The sequence below is a fragment of the Bacillus sp. ISL-46 genome, from assembly GCF_018613205.1.
Genome location: NZ_JAGGQR010000049.1, coordinates 112,455 through 125,333 on the forward strand (window position 1 = coordinate 112,455; position 12,879 = coordinate 125,333).

General features: G+C 41.7%; 16 protein-coding genes. 4 read left to right on the forward strand and 12 right to left on the reverse strand.

Annotation, left to right across the window (positions count from 1 at the left end; genetic code table 11):
- Positions 1 to 5: 5 nt before the first annotated feature.
- The 10 genes from ureE to J7E67_RS23245 all read right to left on the reverse strand — a co-directional run bounded on the left by ureE (position 6) and on the right by J7E67_RS23245 (position 8,045).
- The gene (gene ureE, locus J7E67_RS23200) at positions 6 to 452 is read right to left on the reverse strand and encodes an urease accessory protein UreE (protein ID WP_214715200.1); all 447 of its coding nucleotides are present in this window, start codon (positions 450 to 452) and stop codon (positions 6 to 8) included.
- Positions 453 to 462: 10 nt separating this feature from the next.
- The gene (ureC, locus tag J7E67_RS23205; protein WP_214732894.1) at positions 463 to 2,175 is read right to left on the reverse strand and encodes an urease subunit alpha; all 1,713 of its coding nucleotides are present in this window, start codon (positions 2,173 to 2,175) and stop codon (positions 463 to 465) included.
- Entirely contained in the window at positions 2,172 to 2,501 is a 330-nt protein-coding gene (locus tag J7E67_RS23210; RefSeq protein WP_214715374.1) for an urease subunit beta, read from the reverse strand. The genes ureC and J7E67_RS23210 overlap by 4 nt, the downstream gene beginning before the upstream one ends.
- Positions 2,502 to 2,533: 32 nt before the next feature.
- Positions 2,534 to 2,836, reverse strand: a complete 303-nt coding sequence (locus J7E67_RS23215; protein WP_214715196.1) for an urease subunit gamma — start codon at positions 2,834 to 2,836, stop codon at positions 2,534 to 2,536.
- The gene (locus J7E67_RS23220) at positions 2,833 to 4,092 is read right to left on the reverse strand and encodes an ArgE/DapE family deacylase (protein WP_214715194.1); all 1,260 of its coding nucleotides are present in this window, start codon (positions 4,090 to 4,092) and stop codon (positions 2,833 to 2,835) included. The genes J7E67_RS23215 and J7E67_RS23220 overlap by 4 nt, the downstream gene beginning before the upstream one ends.
- Positions 4,093 to 4,121: 29 nt before the next feature.
- The gene (gene allB, locus J7E67_RS23225) at positions 4,122 to 5,480 is read right to left on the reverse strand and encodes an allantoinase AllB (protein WP_214732895.1); all 1,359 of its coding nucleotides are present in this window, start codon (positions 5,478 to 5,480) and stop codon (positions 4,122 to 4,124) included.
- A gap of 13 nt (positions 5,481 to 5,493) precedes the next feature.
- Positions 5,494 to 5,853: a hydroxyisourate hydrolase gene (uraH, locus tag J7E67_RS23230; protein WP_214715190.1), complete on the reverse strand. Its 360-nt coding sequence runs from the start codon at positions 5,851 to 5,853 to the stop codon at positions 5,494 to 5,496.
- Positions 5,850 to 6,803 carry a factor-independent urate hydroxylase gene (pucL, locus tag J7E67_RS23235; RefSeq protein ID WP_214732896.1) on the reverse strand — a complete coding sequence of 318 codons (954 nt, stop codon included), beginning with the start codon at positions 6,801 to 6,803 and terminating at the stop codon, positions 5,850 to 5,852. Before pucL ends, uraH begins: the two co-directional genes overlap by 4 nt.
- 14 nt (positions 6,804 to 6,817) lie before the next feature.
- Positions 6,818 to 7,333 carry a 2-oxo-4-hydroxy-4-carboxy-5-ureidoimidazoline decarboxylase gene (uraD, locus tag J7E67_RS23240; protein ID WP_214715186.1) on the reverse strand — a complete coding sequence of 172 codons (516 nt, stop codon included), beginning with the start codon at positions 7,331 to 7,333 and terminating at the stop codon, positions 6,818 to 6,820.
- A gap of 67 nt (positions 7,334 to 7,400) precedes the next feature.
- Complete coding sequence (locus J7E67_RS23245) at positions 7,401 to 8,045, reverse strand: NTP transferase domain-containing protein (RefSeq protein ID WP_214715184.1); 645 nt, start codon at positions 8,043 to 8,045, stop codon at positions 7,401 to 7,403.
- Between the two features lie 372 nt (positions 8,046 to 8,417).
- Between J7E67_RS23245 and J7E67_RS23250 the strand changes: the two genes are divergently transcribed.
- The 4 genes from J7E67_RS23250 to J7E67_RS23265 all read left to right on the forward strand — a co-directional run bounded on the left by J7E67_RS23250 (position 8,418) and on the right by J7E67_RS23265 (position 11,212).
- Entirely contained in the window at positions 8,418 to 8,888 is a 471-nt protein-coding gene (locus tag J7E67_RS23250; protein ID WP_088085680.1) for a nucleoside deaminase, read from the forward strand.
- Between the two features lie 24 nt (positions 8,889 to 8,912).
- Entirely contained in the window at positions 8,913 to 10,649 is a 1,737-nt protein-coding gene (gene ade, locus J7E67_RS23255; protein WP_214715182.1) for an adenine deaminase, read from the forward strand.
- A 67-nt stretch (positions 10,650 to 10,716) separates the two neighbouring features.
- Positions 10,717 to 10,884 (forward strand): hypothetical protein, encoded by a 168-nt coding sequence (locus tag J7E67_RS23260; RefSeq protein WP_179195723.1) that lies wholly within the window; start codon positions 10,717 to 10,719, stop codon positions 10,882 to 10,884.
- 118 nt (positions 10,885 to 11,002) lie between these two features.
- Positions 11,003 to 11,212 carry a hypothetical protein gene (locus J7E67_RS23265; RefSeq protein WP_214715180.1) on the forward strand — a complete coding sequence of 70 codons (210 nt, stop codon included), beginning with the start codon at positions 11,003 to 11,005 and terminating at the stop codon, positions 11,210 to 11,212.
- Positions 11,213 to 11,295: 83 nt separating this feature from the next.
- Here the strand turns inward: J7E67_RS23265 and J7E67_RS23270 are convergent, their stop codons facing one another.
- Positions 11,296 to 12,264: a bile acid:sodium symporter family protein gene (locus J7E67_RS23270; RefSeq protein ID WP_214715179.1), complete on the reverse strand. Its 969-nt coding sequence runs from the start codon at positions 12,262 to 12,264 to the stop codon at positions 11,296 to 11,298.
- 13 nt (positions 12,265 to 12,277) lie between these two features.
- Entirely contained in the window at positions 12,278 to 12,616 is a 339-nt protein-coding gene (locus tag J7E67_RS23275) for a rhodanese-like domain-containing protein (protein WP_214715178.1), read from the reverse strand.
- Positions 12,617 to 12,879 lie beyond the last annotated feature (263 nt).

Genomic DNA, 12,879 nt, shown 5'->3' on the forward strand with positions numbered 1-12,879 from the left:
GTTGATTATCCATGGGAGTGACCGATATGCCGGAATGCCTTTTTCACTTTTCTATCTTCCCTTGCGTATGGAATCTCTAATTGTTTCAGCAGTTCTTCAACAAGATAATCATATTGGACGAGCATCACCTGGCCTTCAAATTGTGCAGGCAAGTGTCGGTTACCCAACTGATGCGCAATTTCCCCCATTTGCTTAAAGCTTGTCGGATGAATTACCAGCAAGTCGTCCCTCGTGACACTGACAACGATCATATTTCGGTCATCCATGAATAATACATCGCCATCAATCAGGTCTTTTGGTTCTTTCAGCCGGATGCCAATCTCTTTACCGTGGTCCGTTGTCACCCGCTGAATTCGCTTCACTAAGTCATCACTGGCTAAATATACTCTTTCGATGTGTCGGCCAGAGGCTGCGATTTCATCTACATTTCCCACGATTTGTTCAATAATCATGATTTTCCTCCTAAAATAAGAAATAACGCTGTGCCATCGGTAATACTTCTGCTGGTTCACAGGTCACTAGCTCACCATCCACAATAACTTCATAGGTTTGTGGATCGACTACAATTGTTGGCATTTCCGCATTGAGCTTCATATCTGTTTTTGATAGTTGGCGAATTCCCTGTACTGGTTTGATTTGTTTTTTTAGTCCAAGCTTTTCAGGTACACCAAGTTCAATGGCTGCTTTTGACATGAAAGTAATCGAGGTGCTGTACTTGGCTTTTCCGAAGGAAGCAAACATTGGACGGTACAGAACTGGCTGCGGAGTAGGAATGGAGGCATTCGGATCTCCCATTAAACTGTGGGCAATCATTCCACCTTTAATGACGATCTCTGGTTTAACGCCAAAGAATGCAGGTTCCCAAATGACGAGATCCGCCAATTTCCCCACTTCCACCGAACCAACCTCCTCAGCAATACCGTGCGTAATTGCCGGATTAATCGTATATTTGGCAATGTATCGCTTTACACGGGAGTTATCTCCTACTCCTGTGTCTTCAGCCAACTTGCCTCGTTGCTTTCGCATCTTATCAGCGGTTTGCCAGGTTCGAGTAATCACTTCGCCGACTCTTCCCATTGCTTGTGAATCTGAACTTATCATGCTGAATACACCCATGTCGTGGAGAATATCTTCCGCTGCAATCGTTTCTTTTCTGATGCGTGAATCAGCAAAGGCAATGTCCTCAGGTACGTCCGGGTCTAAGTGATGACAAACCATTAGCATATCTAGGTGTTCATCTAAGGTATTTTTTGTATAAGGTCGTGTTGGATTGGTGGATGACGGCAGGATATACGGGAAGCTTGCGACCTTAATAATATCGGGAGCATGACCGCCGCCGGCCCCCTCTGTATGATAGGTATGGATAACTCGGCCATTAATGGCTGCCAAAGTATCTTCGACAAAACCGCCTTCATTTAATGTATCGGTGTGAATGGCAACTTGGACATCATACTTGTCCGCTACCCTGAGGCAGTGGTCAATGGCTGAGGCGGTCGTCCCCCAGTCTTCATGCAGTTTAAGTCCAATCACACCGGCATTGATTTGTTCAATCAACGGTTCTTCAGCGGACGAATTCCCCTTTCCTAAGAACCCAAGATTCATTGGGAATTCCTCGGCAGCTTCTAACATTCGGTGAATATTCCATTCTCCCGGTGTACAAGTGGTTGCATTTGTTCCGGTTGCCGGACCAGTGCCGCCGCCAATCATGGTTGTAATCCCAGATGAAAGGGCGGTTTCGATTTGCTGCGGGCTTATAAAATGGATATGGGCATCAATGCCGCCAGCCGTTATAATCATGCCTTCTCCAGCAATGACTTCCGTTGAAGCCCCAATGATCATGTCTACCCCTTCCATTAAAAGAGGATTTCCACTTTTTCCAATCCCAGCAATTCGGCCATCACGAATTCCAATGTCCGCCTTATAAATCCCGCTATAATCTAGAATAATCGCATTGGTTATGACAGCATCAAGTGCCCCATCTGCTCGTGTAGCAAGCGGATGCTGTCCCATCCCGTCACGGATTACTTTTCCGCCGCCAAATTTGACCTCATCACCATAAACGGTAAGATCCTTTTCTATTTCGATAAATAAATCGGTGTCCGCTAGCCGGATGGCATCACCCGTTGTAGGACCAAACATGTCTGCATATTGCTTTCTCGACATTCGAAAGCTCATAACGGATTCCCCTCTCCTTGGTCCAATGGGCCATCTGTTTTATTATTTAACCCATAGACTTCACGCTGACCGGCGAAGGGAACGAGTTCTACTTCTTTCGCATCCCCTGGTTCAAACCGGACAGCCGTACCGGCAGGGATATTTAGGTGCCTGCCAAATGCTTGGTCTCGTTCAAATTTTAGTGCGGAATTCACTTCGTAAAAATGAAAATGGGACCCGATTTGAATTGGCCGGTCACCTTGATTGAGCACGATAACTTTAGAAGCCTTCCTACCCTGGTTGCAAATAATCGGCTCTTGTCTTAATCGATATTCTCCTGGTATCAACATCGCACCCCCTTATCCATAAAAATATCAATCTAGCGAATCGGCTCATGTACGGTAACAAGCTTGGTTCCATCTGGAAATGTTGCCTCTACTTGGATATCGTGAATCATTTCCGGTATCCCTTCCATCACATCTTCGCTTGATAATATCTTTGTTCCCTCACTCATTAATTCAGCCACCGATTTCCCATCTCTTGCCCCCTCCATAATTTCGTAGGTGATGATGGCAATCGCTTCGGGATAATTTAATTTTAGACCCCGGTCCTTTCGGCGCCTGGCCAAGTCTGCTGCAATGACAATCATTAATTTTTCCTGCTCCCGCTGGGTTAATTTCATCCCTTACCTCCCCCTAGTAAATCGTAAAGTGTACAGGCAATAATCTTTGTGGCATCCACCAGATCATCTACACGGATATTTTCATCCGCCCGGTGCCCATTAGCCTCTTCCAGCAATTTGGGCCCAACACCAAACATGATGGTTGGGATGCCTTTTTCATAAAAATGGCGGGCATCTGCATAGATCGGTACTCCGTTTATTGCTAATTCACCTTTCCCTTTCATAATGGACTGCCAGTTCGCGGATAATGCTGAAATCAGTAGTGAATCTTCCGGAACAGGCCCGAAGCTTTCTGCATGAAGTATTTTTCGAATTTCTATTTTTATTCCTTTGGTCGTCTTAACCGCTTCTTCCACAACTTTTCTAAATTCCGCTTCCGCTTGGTCCCCGTCTTCACCTGGAATCAATCTTCGGTCAACCCTTATTGTACATTCGTCAGGTACAACATTTGTGTTAATTCCTCCAGAAATGAGACCGACAACCAAGGTTGGGTGGTCAATCCCAGGCACAGAAGATTTATTGGCCGCGAGAGTCTGCCGATATTCGTATAAACCATTTAAAATCTTTGTCGTCGCCTCAAGCGCATCAATTCCTGTATGCGGCAGAGCGGCATGGGCAGACTTCCCTGTTGTTTTCACTTCAAAATGTAAACAGCCGTTATGGGCATTAACTGCCGAATAGGTAAAGCCAGCTGCAATCGCCTGGTCAGGACTGATATTCCCTTGATCAAGCAGCCTTTTTGGTCCTAATTCTCCGCCTGTTTCTTCATCAAAAGTAAAAGCAAGGTCGACTTTCCCGTGCAGAGGGTGACTGATTTTGACTTTTTTTAAGGCTAAAACAGCGTATGAATAGGCAGCAATATCGGATTTTGAAACTGCCACGCCCCGTCCATACATCTTTCCATTAATGATCTCCCCTCCGTATGGATCAACACTCCAGCCTAACCCAGGGGGCACCACATCACCATGTGCATTTAAGACAATATTTGTTCCTGCCCCGTTCCCAAACTCGGTGCTGCTAAGGACATTGGCCAAACTAATCATTCCAGCGGCTTTGACTTCCTCTTCATCTACCTCTAATAGAGATACATCCACAAAGCCAAGTTCTTGAAGCTGGTGGTGTAAGAAGGCAGCAATAGGGTAACAATCTCCAGCAGGGTTATCTGAAGGAACTTGCACTATTTTTTTTAAAAAATCAATCATTTCTGCTTGGTGCTCCTCAATCCACTGGACCAAACTTTTCTTATCCTGATTCATAAAGCTCCTCCTTTTTGCTGCGTGTCCACTTACAGGCAAACACCAACTTTCTCCTGGATCACCCCGGATTGATCATCATAAATGACCTTTCCTCGTAAAATCGTTTTCTTCACCTTAAGTAAAAACTCTCTATTTTCATATGGTGAATAGGCATTTTTAAAAGCCAATGATTGTTTATCAGCAATCGTTGATTCATCTAACCGTATCAAAACAAGGTCAGCATCTAAGCCGGGACGAATTCTCCCTTTTTGGTCTGCTATTCCAAACCGTTCAGCCACATTCGACGTCCCTAATGGTAAAATTTGTTTAAGGTTAATTCTCCGTTTAAGGGCCTCATCAAGCAGTGAAAGCCATGTAAATTGAACCCCTTGAATCCCTCCCCATGCATCCCAGATGGAATCCGTTGCTTTCATCGAATAAAGACACGGAGAATGATCAGATCCAATCGTGTCAATCCATCCTTTCTGAATGCAGTCCCATAGCCCCTCTACATCTTCGCGCGGTCTTAGCGGCGGTGCACATTTGAGGATGGCACCACTTTTAATAAAATCCTCTTCATCAAAGATTAAATAATGCGGACAGGTTTCCAGCGTGACATCTACACCGCTTTTTTTGGCTTGCTCTATGAGCCCGATTACCTTCGCCGAACTAATATGAACAAAATGAAGGGCTGTTCCGTATTTGGCAGCAAGCTCTAAGGCATAACTAACCGCTTTCTCTTCCGCTGATACGGGCCTGCTCGCGAGAAAGGCTTTTCGTTCATTGATCCCGACCCTATGTTTATAGAAAGCTGTAAATTTATTAATCTCCTCTTCCCATTCCGCATGGAGAGCGAGAATCTTCTTATGCTCCTTTGCAGCCTGCATGGCTTGTTTCAATCCATCAGGTGAGACAAAGCGGAAATCTTCAATCCCACTCTCACTCATAAATGCTTTCCAGGCAATAATCCCCTTACTCATTTGAGTGAGTTCTTGCCGGTTAGCGAGGTTCGTGTCTGTCATTCCACCCCAGAGAGCAAAATCGACATGAGACATAGAGGTTAAATAATCTTTTTTATCAAGTAAATTCTTAAAATTAGTAACAGAAGGTGCACAATTCAGTGGCATATCAAAAATGGTAGTGGTTCCGCCGATAGCTGCAGCTCGGCTGCCTGTCTCAATTCCTTCCCAATCCGTTCTTCCTGGATCATTGAAATGGACATGGGCATCAATAAAGCCTGGAACCACTAGACACCCGCTTGCATCAATAATCGTATCTGTTTCCTCTTTCAATGGTTCTCCTTCACTTTTTACAAGGGAGTCAATCCTCTCATCAAGGACTCGAATATTTACCTCTCGAAAGCCTTCCTCTGTAAAAACAAGCCCATTCTTCACCCAAAGTTCTTTCATCTTATGACCCTCCTTAACTCCCTCGATACGTACTGTACCCACCCGGTGAAATCAACAATGGTACATGATAGTGGGAGGCGGTTTCAGAAATGCCAAAGCGAACGGGAACACAATCTAAGAACGAAGGGTCACCGAGTAATATGCTGCGATTGCTGAAATAATCTCCGACATGAAAACGTATTTCATAGATTCCCTTTTTCATGGATGCCCCTTCGAGGAGAGGTTGATTGACCCGGCCATCTTCATTCGTATAGCTGATTTGAATGAATTCGAATTTGTTGTCTGGAATAACTTGCCATAATTCCACCAGGACGCCACTTGCCGGTTTTCCCAAACTTAAATCAAGGACATGGGTTGTTACCTTTCCAGTCATTTCGGTGATTCCCCTGGATTTTCTAAATCTTTACGTGTCATGGAAAAACATTGAAACCCAAACGGAGGACGCGGTTCGGTAAAAACTTTCCCTTCTTGTGAGGCAGGAATTTCGTCTAAAACGGTTTCCCAGGTCCGGTTATTGGATTCAAAGTGAACCTCCACTAACTGTGGAAAACGCTCTAATATACGAAGACCAATGCGGTAGATAAGATTTTGAATGGAGGGAGAATTCTCTTCATGAAAAACCGTATAAGCAATATCTCTAACTTGCTCTGCTGCGACATACCCATCTGTGGTACTGCCCTTTGCAGCATCGAAATCGTTATAGCGCCACCCAATATTCAAAAAGATAAATAGCGGCCGGTCATAGGATTCTGGCAGTGTCGTATATTCATCCTTCACAAATCCATAAAAGGAGCTGCCACTTACCTTTAAAAGCTTTAGTCCCTTCAAACTGCTGAGATGATCGGCTGTGATGATCTTTTCTCCAGAGCGTTTCACTTCAACTTGAGCCAACGATTGTTCATTTAATGAATAGCGGAATACGAATGGACTCGGTTCAAAACTATCTTTCGTTGGTACTGAGAGCTCGTCAAATGGGATTTGTTCGCTAGAGATATCGACAGCACTCATATGAGGATACGTTTCAAGGAAACGGCGAGCGACAAATTCTAGGAATCCTTCTTGTGTTGAACCTTCATAATCACCAGCATGTTTTAGAATGAAATTTTTCATCGAATCGGTTGCCACAACTAATGTATTATCCCCATCTTTAAACGACGATAAGAAGGCTTCGCCTTCTACTGCCACCTTAACATTCATTCCAAACAGAATATTGCTTCGGCCCGTAAAGGCTGATTCAGGAATCGGACGGACTCCTGTTAATGGGGCTGCGTAGGTGCGATAAACCCAAACATCTGCTTTTCCGTAGCGCATCGTTCTTTGCATATCATCATCCCCCTTTATTGAATAACATCATTTAAGCGGAACCCTGCAATTTTATAGACCTCATCCAAGGCTGTCGGGAATTCTTGTTCATAGGTATTGCCCACACGTTCTTTCATCGCTGCAAGAATTGTTTCCTTGCTTTGGCCCTTCACTGCCATAATAAAAGGAAAATCAAATTGCTCGACATACCTCTGATTGAGTGAAACAAACTCACTATGTTCATTCTTCGAGAGCCGATCAAGACCTACTCCAGCTTGCTCCTTTTGCGAAACCTCTGATTTTTTTAATCTAGTACCAAGATCCGGATGGGCTCGGAGCAGGGCCAATTGAAAGGCTGCCTCTGCATTTTTTACAACTGTCACCATTATTTGTAAGAGTTCCTCACGAGATTGAAAGGGTATACTCTCCCATGCCTTCTCAGCCACCCACGGGGAGTGCTCAAACACCCAGCCTACTGTTCTCACAAATTCCTCTTTGTTCATTTGATTTATTTCCTCTATGGAGCCTTGATTATTCTCTTTTACATCCATGGTTTCATCTCTCCCAACCTAACTGATTTCCGCAGGATTTCAGGAGAAACAGACAACTTGCCTCTCTTCACCACTCGTGCCTCCACCCTTTCAGCCATTCATATTCATCTTTGGTATCGACGTCAAAAAAGTCCCAACCGTTCTCATAGTTAACTAGTATGCCAGTTAATTTTTCCTTTTTAAAAAGCTGTCGTGCCCCTTCATCCCCCTCTAGTTTCAGTAAATCAGGAACCACCTTTGGCGAAAAAATAATGGGCGGTCTCGGAATCCCCTGAAAGCTAGCCGCTATAAACGGAACATTTTTATTTTCCTGATGTACCTTCAGGTATCGTATAACCAAATCATTGATAATTCCTACGGGTAAGAGAGGTTGATCAGCGAGAAGGATCATGATTCCTTTGGGTTCCATTTCCATTGCTGCAAGCAATCCACATTGCAAGGAATGCGCCTGCCCTTTATCAGCATCACGGCATCTCAAAGCTTTCCAGCGTTCTCGGAGGGGGGTTCTGAAAAGGGTTCCATCTATCCAGTTGAGCGTATCCTCATCCCTTGTCACCACAATCGTATAGTCCAGTTTGGAATTCACTGCCTTTTCTAAGGCTGAATTACCAACAGTTTTCTGCCCCCAAGGGAGTGCCAGCTTATTAACCCCCATCCGGCGGCTCTTACCCGCCGCAAGATAGACTGCGATGACTCCGTCGTTATCCTTCAAGAGAAACCACCATCATGACCCCCTATTCTTCCGTGCTATCTAACACTATATATATTGATAGACCTCCCAAAATACACCCATGTTCTTTTTCAATTTTCTGATACTGGGTAGATTTTCAGTAGATAGACGAACATTACTAACAAAGCTTATGTCATCTTTTTTCACCATAATATCCAAAAGGGGAAATAGTATCTACACTAATGTCATATAATCTAACATAGAAAAATTGTTGATTGGAGCGGAAATCAACAGGCAAGTAACCAGAGCTATTTTATAAAAAAATATGTTAGATATACCTACAACAATTGAGCAATTGTAATCATCATGTAGAATAATGTATTTTAAATTAATTAACTGGAATGGAGAGGTTGTATGACAGATTCTCACTTTATGGAAAAGGCAATTGAACTAGCGCTAAATAATGTTTTGACGAAGCAAGGGGGACCATTTGGAGCGGTCGTCGTCAAGGACGGAAAGGTCATTGGAATCGGCCGAAATGAAGTAACCGGGACAAACGATCCCACTGCACATGCCGAAGTGCAAGCCATTCGCGATGCCTGCCGGAATTTAAACGACTTTCAGCTTAACGATTGTGAAATCTATACCAGCTGTGAACCTTGTCCGATGTGCATCGGCGCCATTTATTGGGCACGCCCCAAGGCTGTTTATTATGCTTGCACCAAACAAGATGCAGCGAAAATAGGGTTTGATGATCAATTTATTTATGATCAACTCTCCCTCCCCATCGAATATCGAAAAATACCTATGAAAAAGATTTTTCCACCAGATGGAGATATTCCGTTTAGAACATGGGAGAATTCACAAGATAAAGTAGAGTATTAATATGACAGAAAAGGATGTTGTCCTATGGAGGCAAATCAGTTAAAGAGAAGAATCTCTGTAGCATCTAAAAGAGAGCCAGCGGATACGGTCATTAAAAATGGGAAAATTATCGATGTCTTTAATGGAGAAATTATTGAAGGAGACCTTGCGATTGTTGATGGATACTTTGCCGGTATAGGTGATTATGAGGGGAATAGGGTGATTGATGCAAATAGCCGCTATATATCCCCAGCTTTTATCGATGGTCATGTTCATATTGAGTCCTCAATGGTCACTCCAAATGAATTTGCAAAGGTTCTTCTTCCGCACGGTGTAACTACCATCATTGCAGACCCACATGAAATTGCCAACGTATTAGGCGCTGAGGGGATACAATACATGCTTGATTCCTCTGAAAACTTACCGTTTGACTTTTTCTTCATGCTTCCTTCATGTGTTCCTGCGACCGAATTTGAAAATTCCGGCGCTACTCTTAATGCAAAAGATCTACAACCCTTTTATCAGCAGCCACGAGTCTTAGGATTGGCTGAAGTCATGAATTTCCCAGCAGTTCTAAAGGCTGAGGACGACATGCTTGAAAAAATCCTAACAGCAAAACAATCTGGCAAAAAAATTGACGGCCATGCGGCGGGGTTATCGGCCAATGATTTGAATGTGTATCTGGCAGCAGGCATTCGAACAGATCATGAAAGTACAACAGCAATAGAAGCAAAAGAACGTCTCAGAAGAGGAATGTACCTAATGATTCGCGAAGGTACGGTGGCAAAAGACTTACAACAATTAATTCCCATCGTCAATGAGCGAAATGCAAGAAGATGTTTATTTGTAACGGATGATAAGCATTTAGACGACCTTATCCACGATGGCAGCATCGATCACAACGTAAGGCTGGCTATCGCCTCAGGTATATCTTCCATAACAGCGATACAAATGGCAACCATTAATGCAGCAGAATGCTTTGGGCTGGAGGCTAAGGGTGCGATTGCACCTGGATACAAAGCGGATTTCTTCCTGTTTGATGACCTTGAGAACATTACTATTACAACCGTTTATAAAGATGGGATTGCCGTTGTTGAGAATGGACGGCTTATTATTGAATCACAGGACCATTCCTTGGTTGAAACAGACCGGTTAAAAAATACTGTTCGTTTTCATGAATTAACGGAAAATCATTTCCAAATTCCATTAAAAACGAACAAAGCAAATATTATTGAAATTATCCCCAATAGTCTTGTAACGCGTCATATTATTGAAAAAGTTAATGCTAGTGATTCAGGGATATTTCAACCCTCTATCATAAAAGACCAATTAAAGCTGGCCGTGATTGAGCGCCATCATATGAAAAATGAAATTGGATTAGGTATTGTCAAAGGTTTAGGTTTAAAATCCGGTGCGATTGCAACCACCATTGCTCACGATTCCCATAATCTTATTATTGCCGGAACAACCGATTTGGATATGGTAGTTGCTTCCAAAGCGATCAAAGATATCCAAGGGGGTCTAGTTGTTGTCAATCAAGGCGAAGTGATTGCCTCATTAAGACTTTCCATCGCAGGGTTAATGTCAGATCGCCCGTATCAAGAGGTTTATTCCAGTTTAAATGAGATAAATCTTGCCCTCAAAAAACTAGGTGCACACGACCACTTCAACCCATTTTTAACGATTTCGTTTTTATCACTTCCTGTCATACCGGAACTAAAGTTAACTGATAAGGGTTTGTTCCAGATTAGTAAGTTTGAGCATATAGATCTCGATGCTTAGGAAATAATAAAATATCCAGCAAAGGTGCTGGAAAGAAGAAAACACCCTGGTTTGAAAGGATGGGAAAATGAAGAAAAGTATATTTAATGAGGGTGATGAAGTAAATATTCGTTCTTCGGGTGAATCAGTAACAATCAATAAATCTCAATATGTAAAAAACATGAAAAGGTACTCTTATATTGTCAATGAACATCCGAATACCTTTTTCTTTGAAGAAGAACTAACGAAAGAATAATTTCCATTCCATTGAAAAAGAAGATTTTACTGCTGAAATCCTTGTGAATGGAGATAATTGTATTAATTCAAAGGAGAACGCCCCCTTCATGTCGAAGATAAGGTAAAGGGGTTGTCCAATGAATAAAGCTGAATTATTAAAAAATCTACACTACGCCAGTCGGAGTAATTTATTTTCAATTGAGATTCCAAAGGCTGTAAAAGAAGATGAAAAACTTATTGAAGGCTTGGTTAGAGAATTAGTACAAGACGGAAAAATAAAAATGAGAGAAGTTGTCCAACGAGACTGCTCCGTTTATTTATCCGGAATTATCAAGTATGCAACATAGTAATCGGCTCTTTTGAGGGAATTCCCTCATAAAAACATCCCCTCGCAAATAATTCCGAGGGGATTTCTTTTTTAAACATCGTTTTACATTGCAACCGATTCTTGCTTTTCCACATTTTTATTATAATAACGATTGAGAAAATGCCCATTTAACGAGGCGAGTATTTGCTGAAATAACATCCCAACCACTACTGGTACCGCAACTGCAGCTGGGAAGTAAGTAATAGCTATAACTGCCCCAGCACTAATATTTCTCATCCCGCCAGTGAATGTCAGTGAAATGACGTTGTCTCGTCCACCTTTAAAAAATCTACCAATTAAAAATGAAAACAGGTAACCAGTCAGCGCAATTAAGAAGACCGTTAAGATAATGCTCACAAGTTTAAGATTAAGATTTCTTAAATATGGTGCAACCACTGCCCCATTAAGCATGACCACAAATCCTAGGCTAATTTTCGAAAAGGGAGCAAGACGTGTCCCTAATCGGTCTTTAATTTTCCCCTTTGTAACTTGGTTTAAGTACATCCCAATCAAGGAAGGAATGACCACCATTCCCAATAGACCCTTCATTATATTGATAAAGTCCATTTCAATTTTTTCACCTATAAATAACGATAGCGAATATGGAACAATGATTGGTGAAAGCAAGGTATCAATTAATATGATCGATAAGACTAATGGAATGTTTCCTTTGTAAATGGCTACCCACATAAAGCTTGTCACTCCTGTTGGAATGACCATTCCCAAGACAAGTCCGGTAATCGTGTAAACATCACCAGAAAAGGCGACATGACCTACACCCCAGGCCCAAATTGGCATGAGGACATGAAGGATTGCCATTGCAATAAAAATTGGAAACGGATGAACGATTACTTCTTTTAATGAATGGAAATTGGAACTTAAACTCCCAGCGAAGGTCATAAAAGCAAAAATCCAAGGAATTAAATATGAAAAGTCCTTAAGATGGCCACTGAACAATACTCCAGTCAATACACCAACCGGGGTAATTAATGGCATGATTCTTTCTAGTTGTTTATTTATCTTTTGCAGCATGTAGAGTGTCTCCCTATTCGTCTCGTAGCGAACTTATATATGCCTTCCAAGCAGTAATTCCTCCGTCTAAAACCGTCACTTGATAATTATGAGCGTCCAGAATCTGTGCACATTTCGTTGCTGAATTCCCCGTAGTGCAAGTCACGATCATTTCTTGGCCCTTGGGTAAGGACTGCAGTGTGATTTCACCAGACTCTTCAATGCCAAAAATTACTGATTTCGGTACGTTACTACTTTCTTCTATATGAAATTGATTGTATTTTTCTTTATCCCGAACATCAAGAAGAACTAATTTTTCTTCACCCTGAAGCCTTTCATAGAGCTCTTTTGGCGTTATTTTATTAATTGTCATTGAATGCACCCCCATTACAAAGAATACCACACTTTCTTTTCATTTTAATTCATGTTTCAAGAATTCTTTCGAAAACCGAAAAAAAAAAAAAAAAAAAAAAAAAAAAAAAAAAAAAAAAAAAAAAAAAAAAAAACATTAAATTTTTAAAAAAAAAAAATAAAAAAAAAAAAAAAAAAAAAAATTATATTTTTTTTTTTTAATATAATATTATAATATAAAAAAAAAAAAAAAATAAAAATAATATATATATTACACTTTTTTTA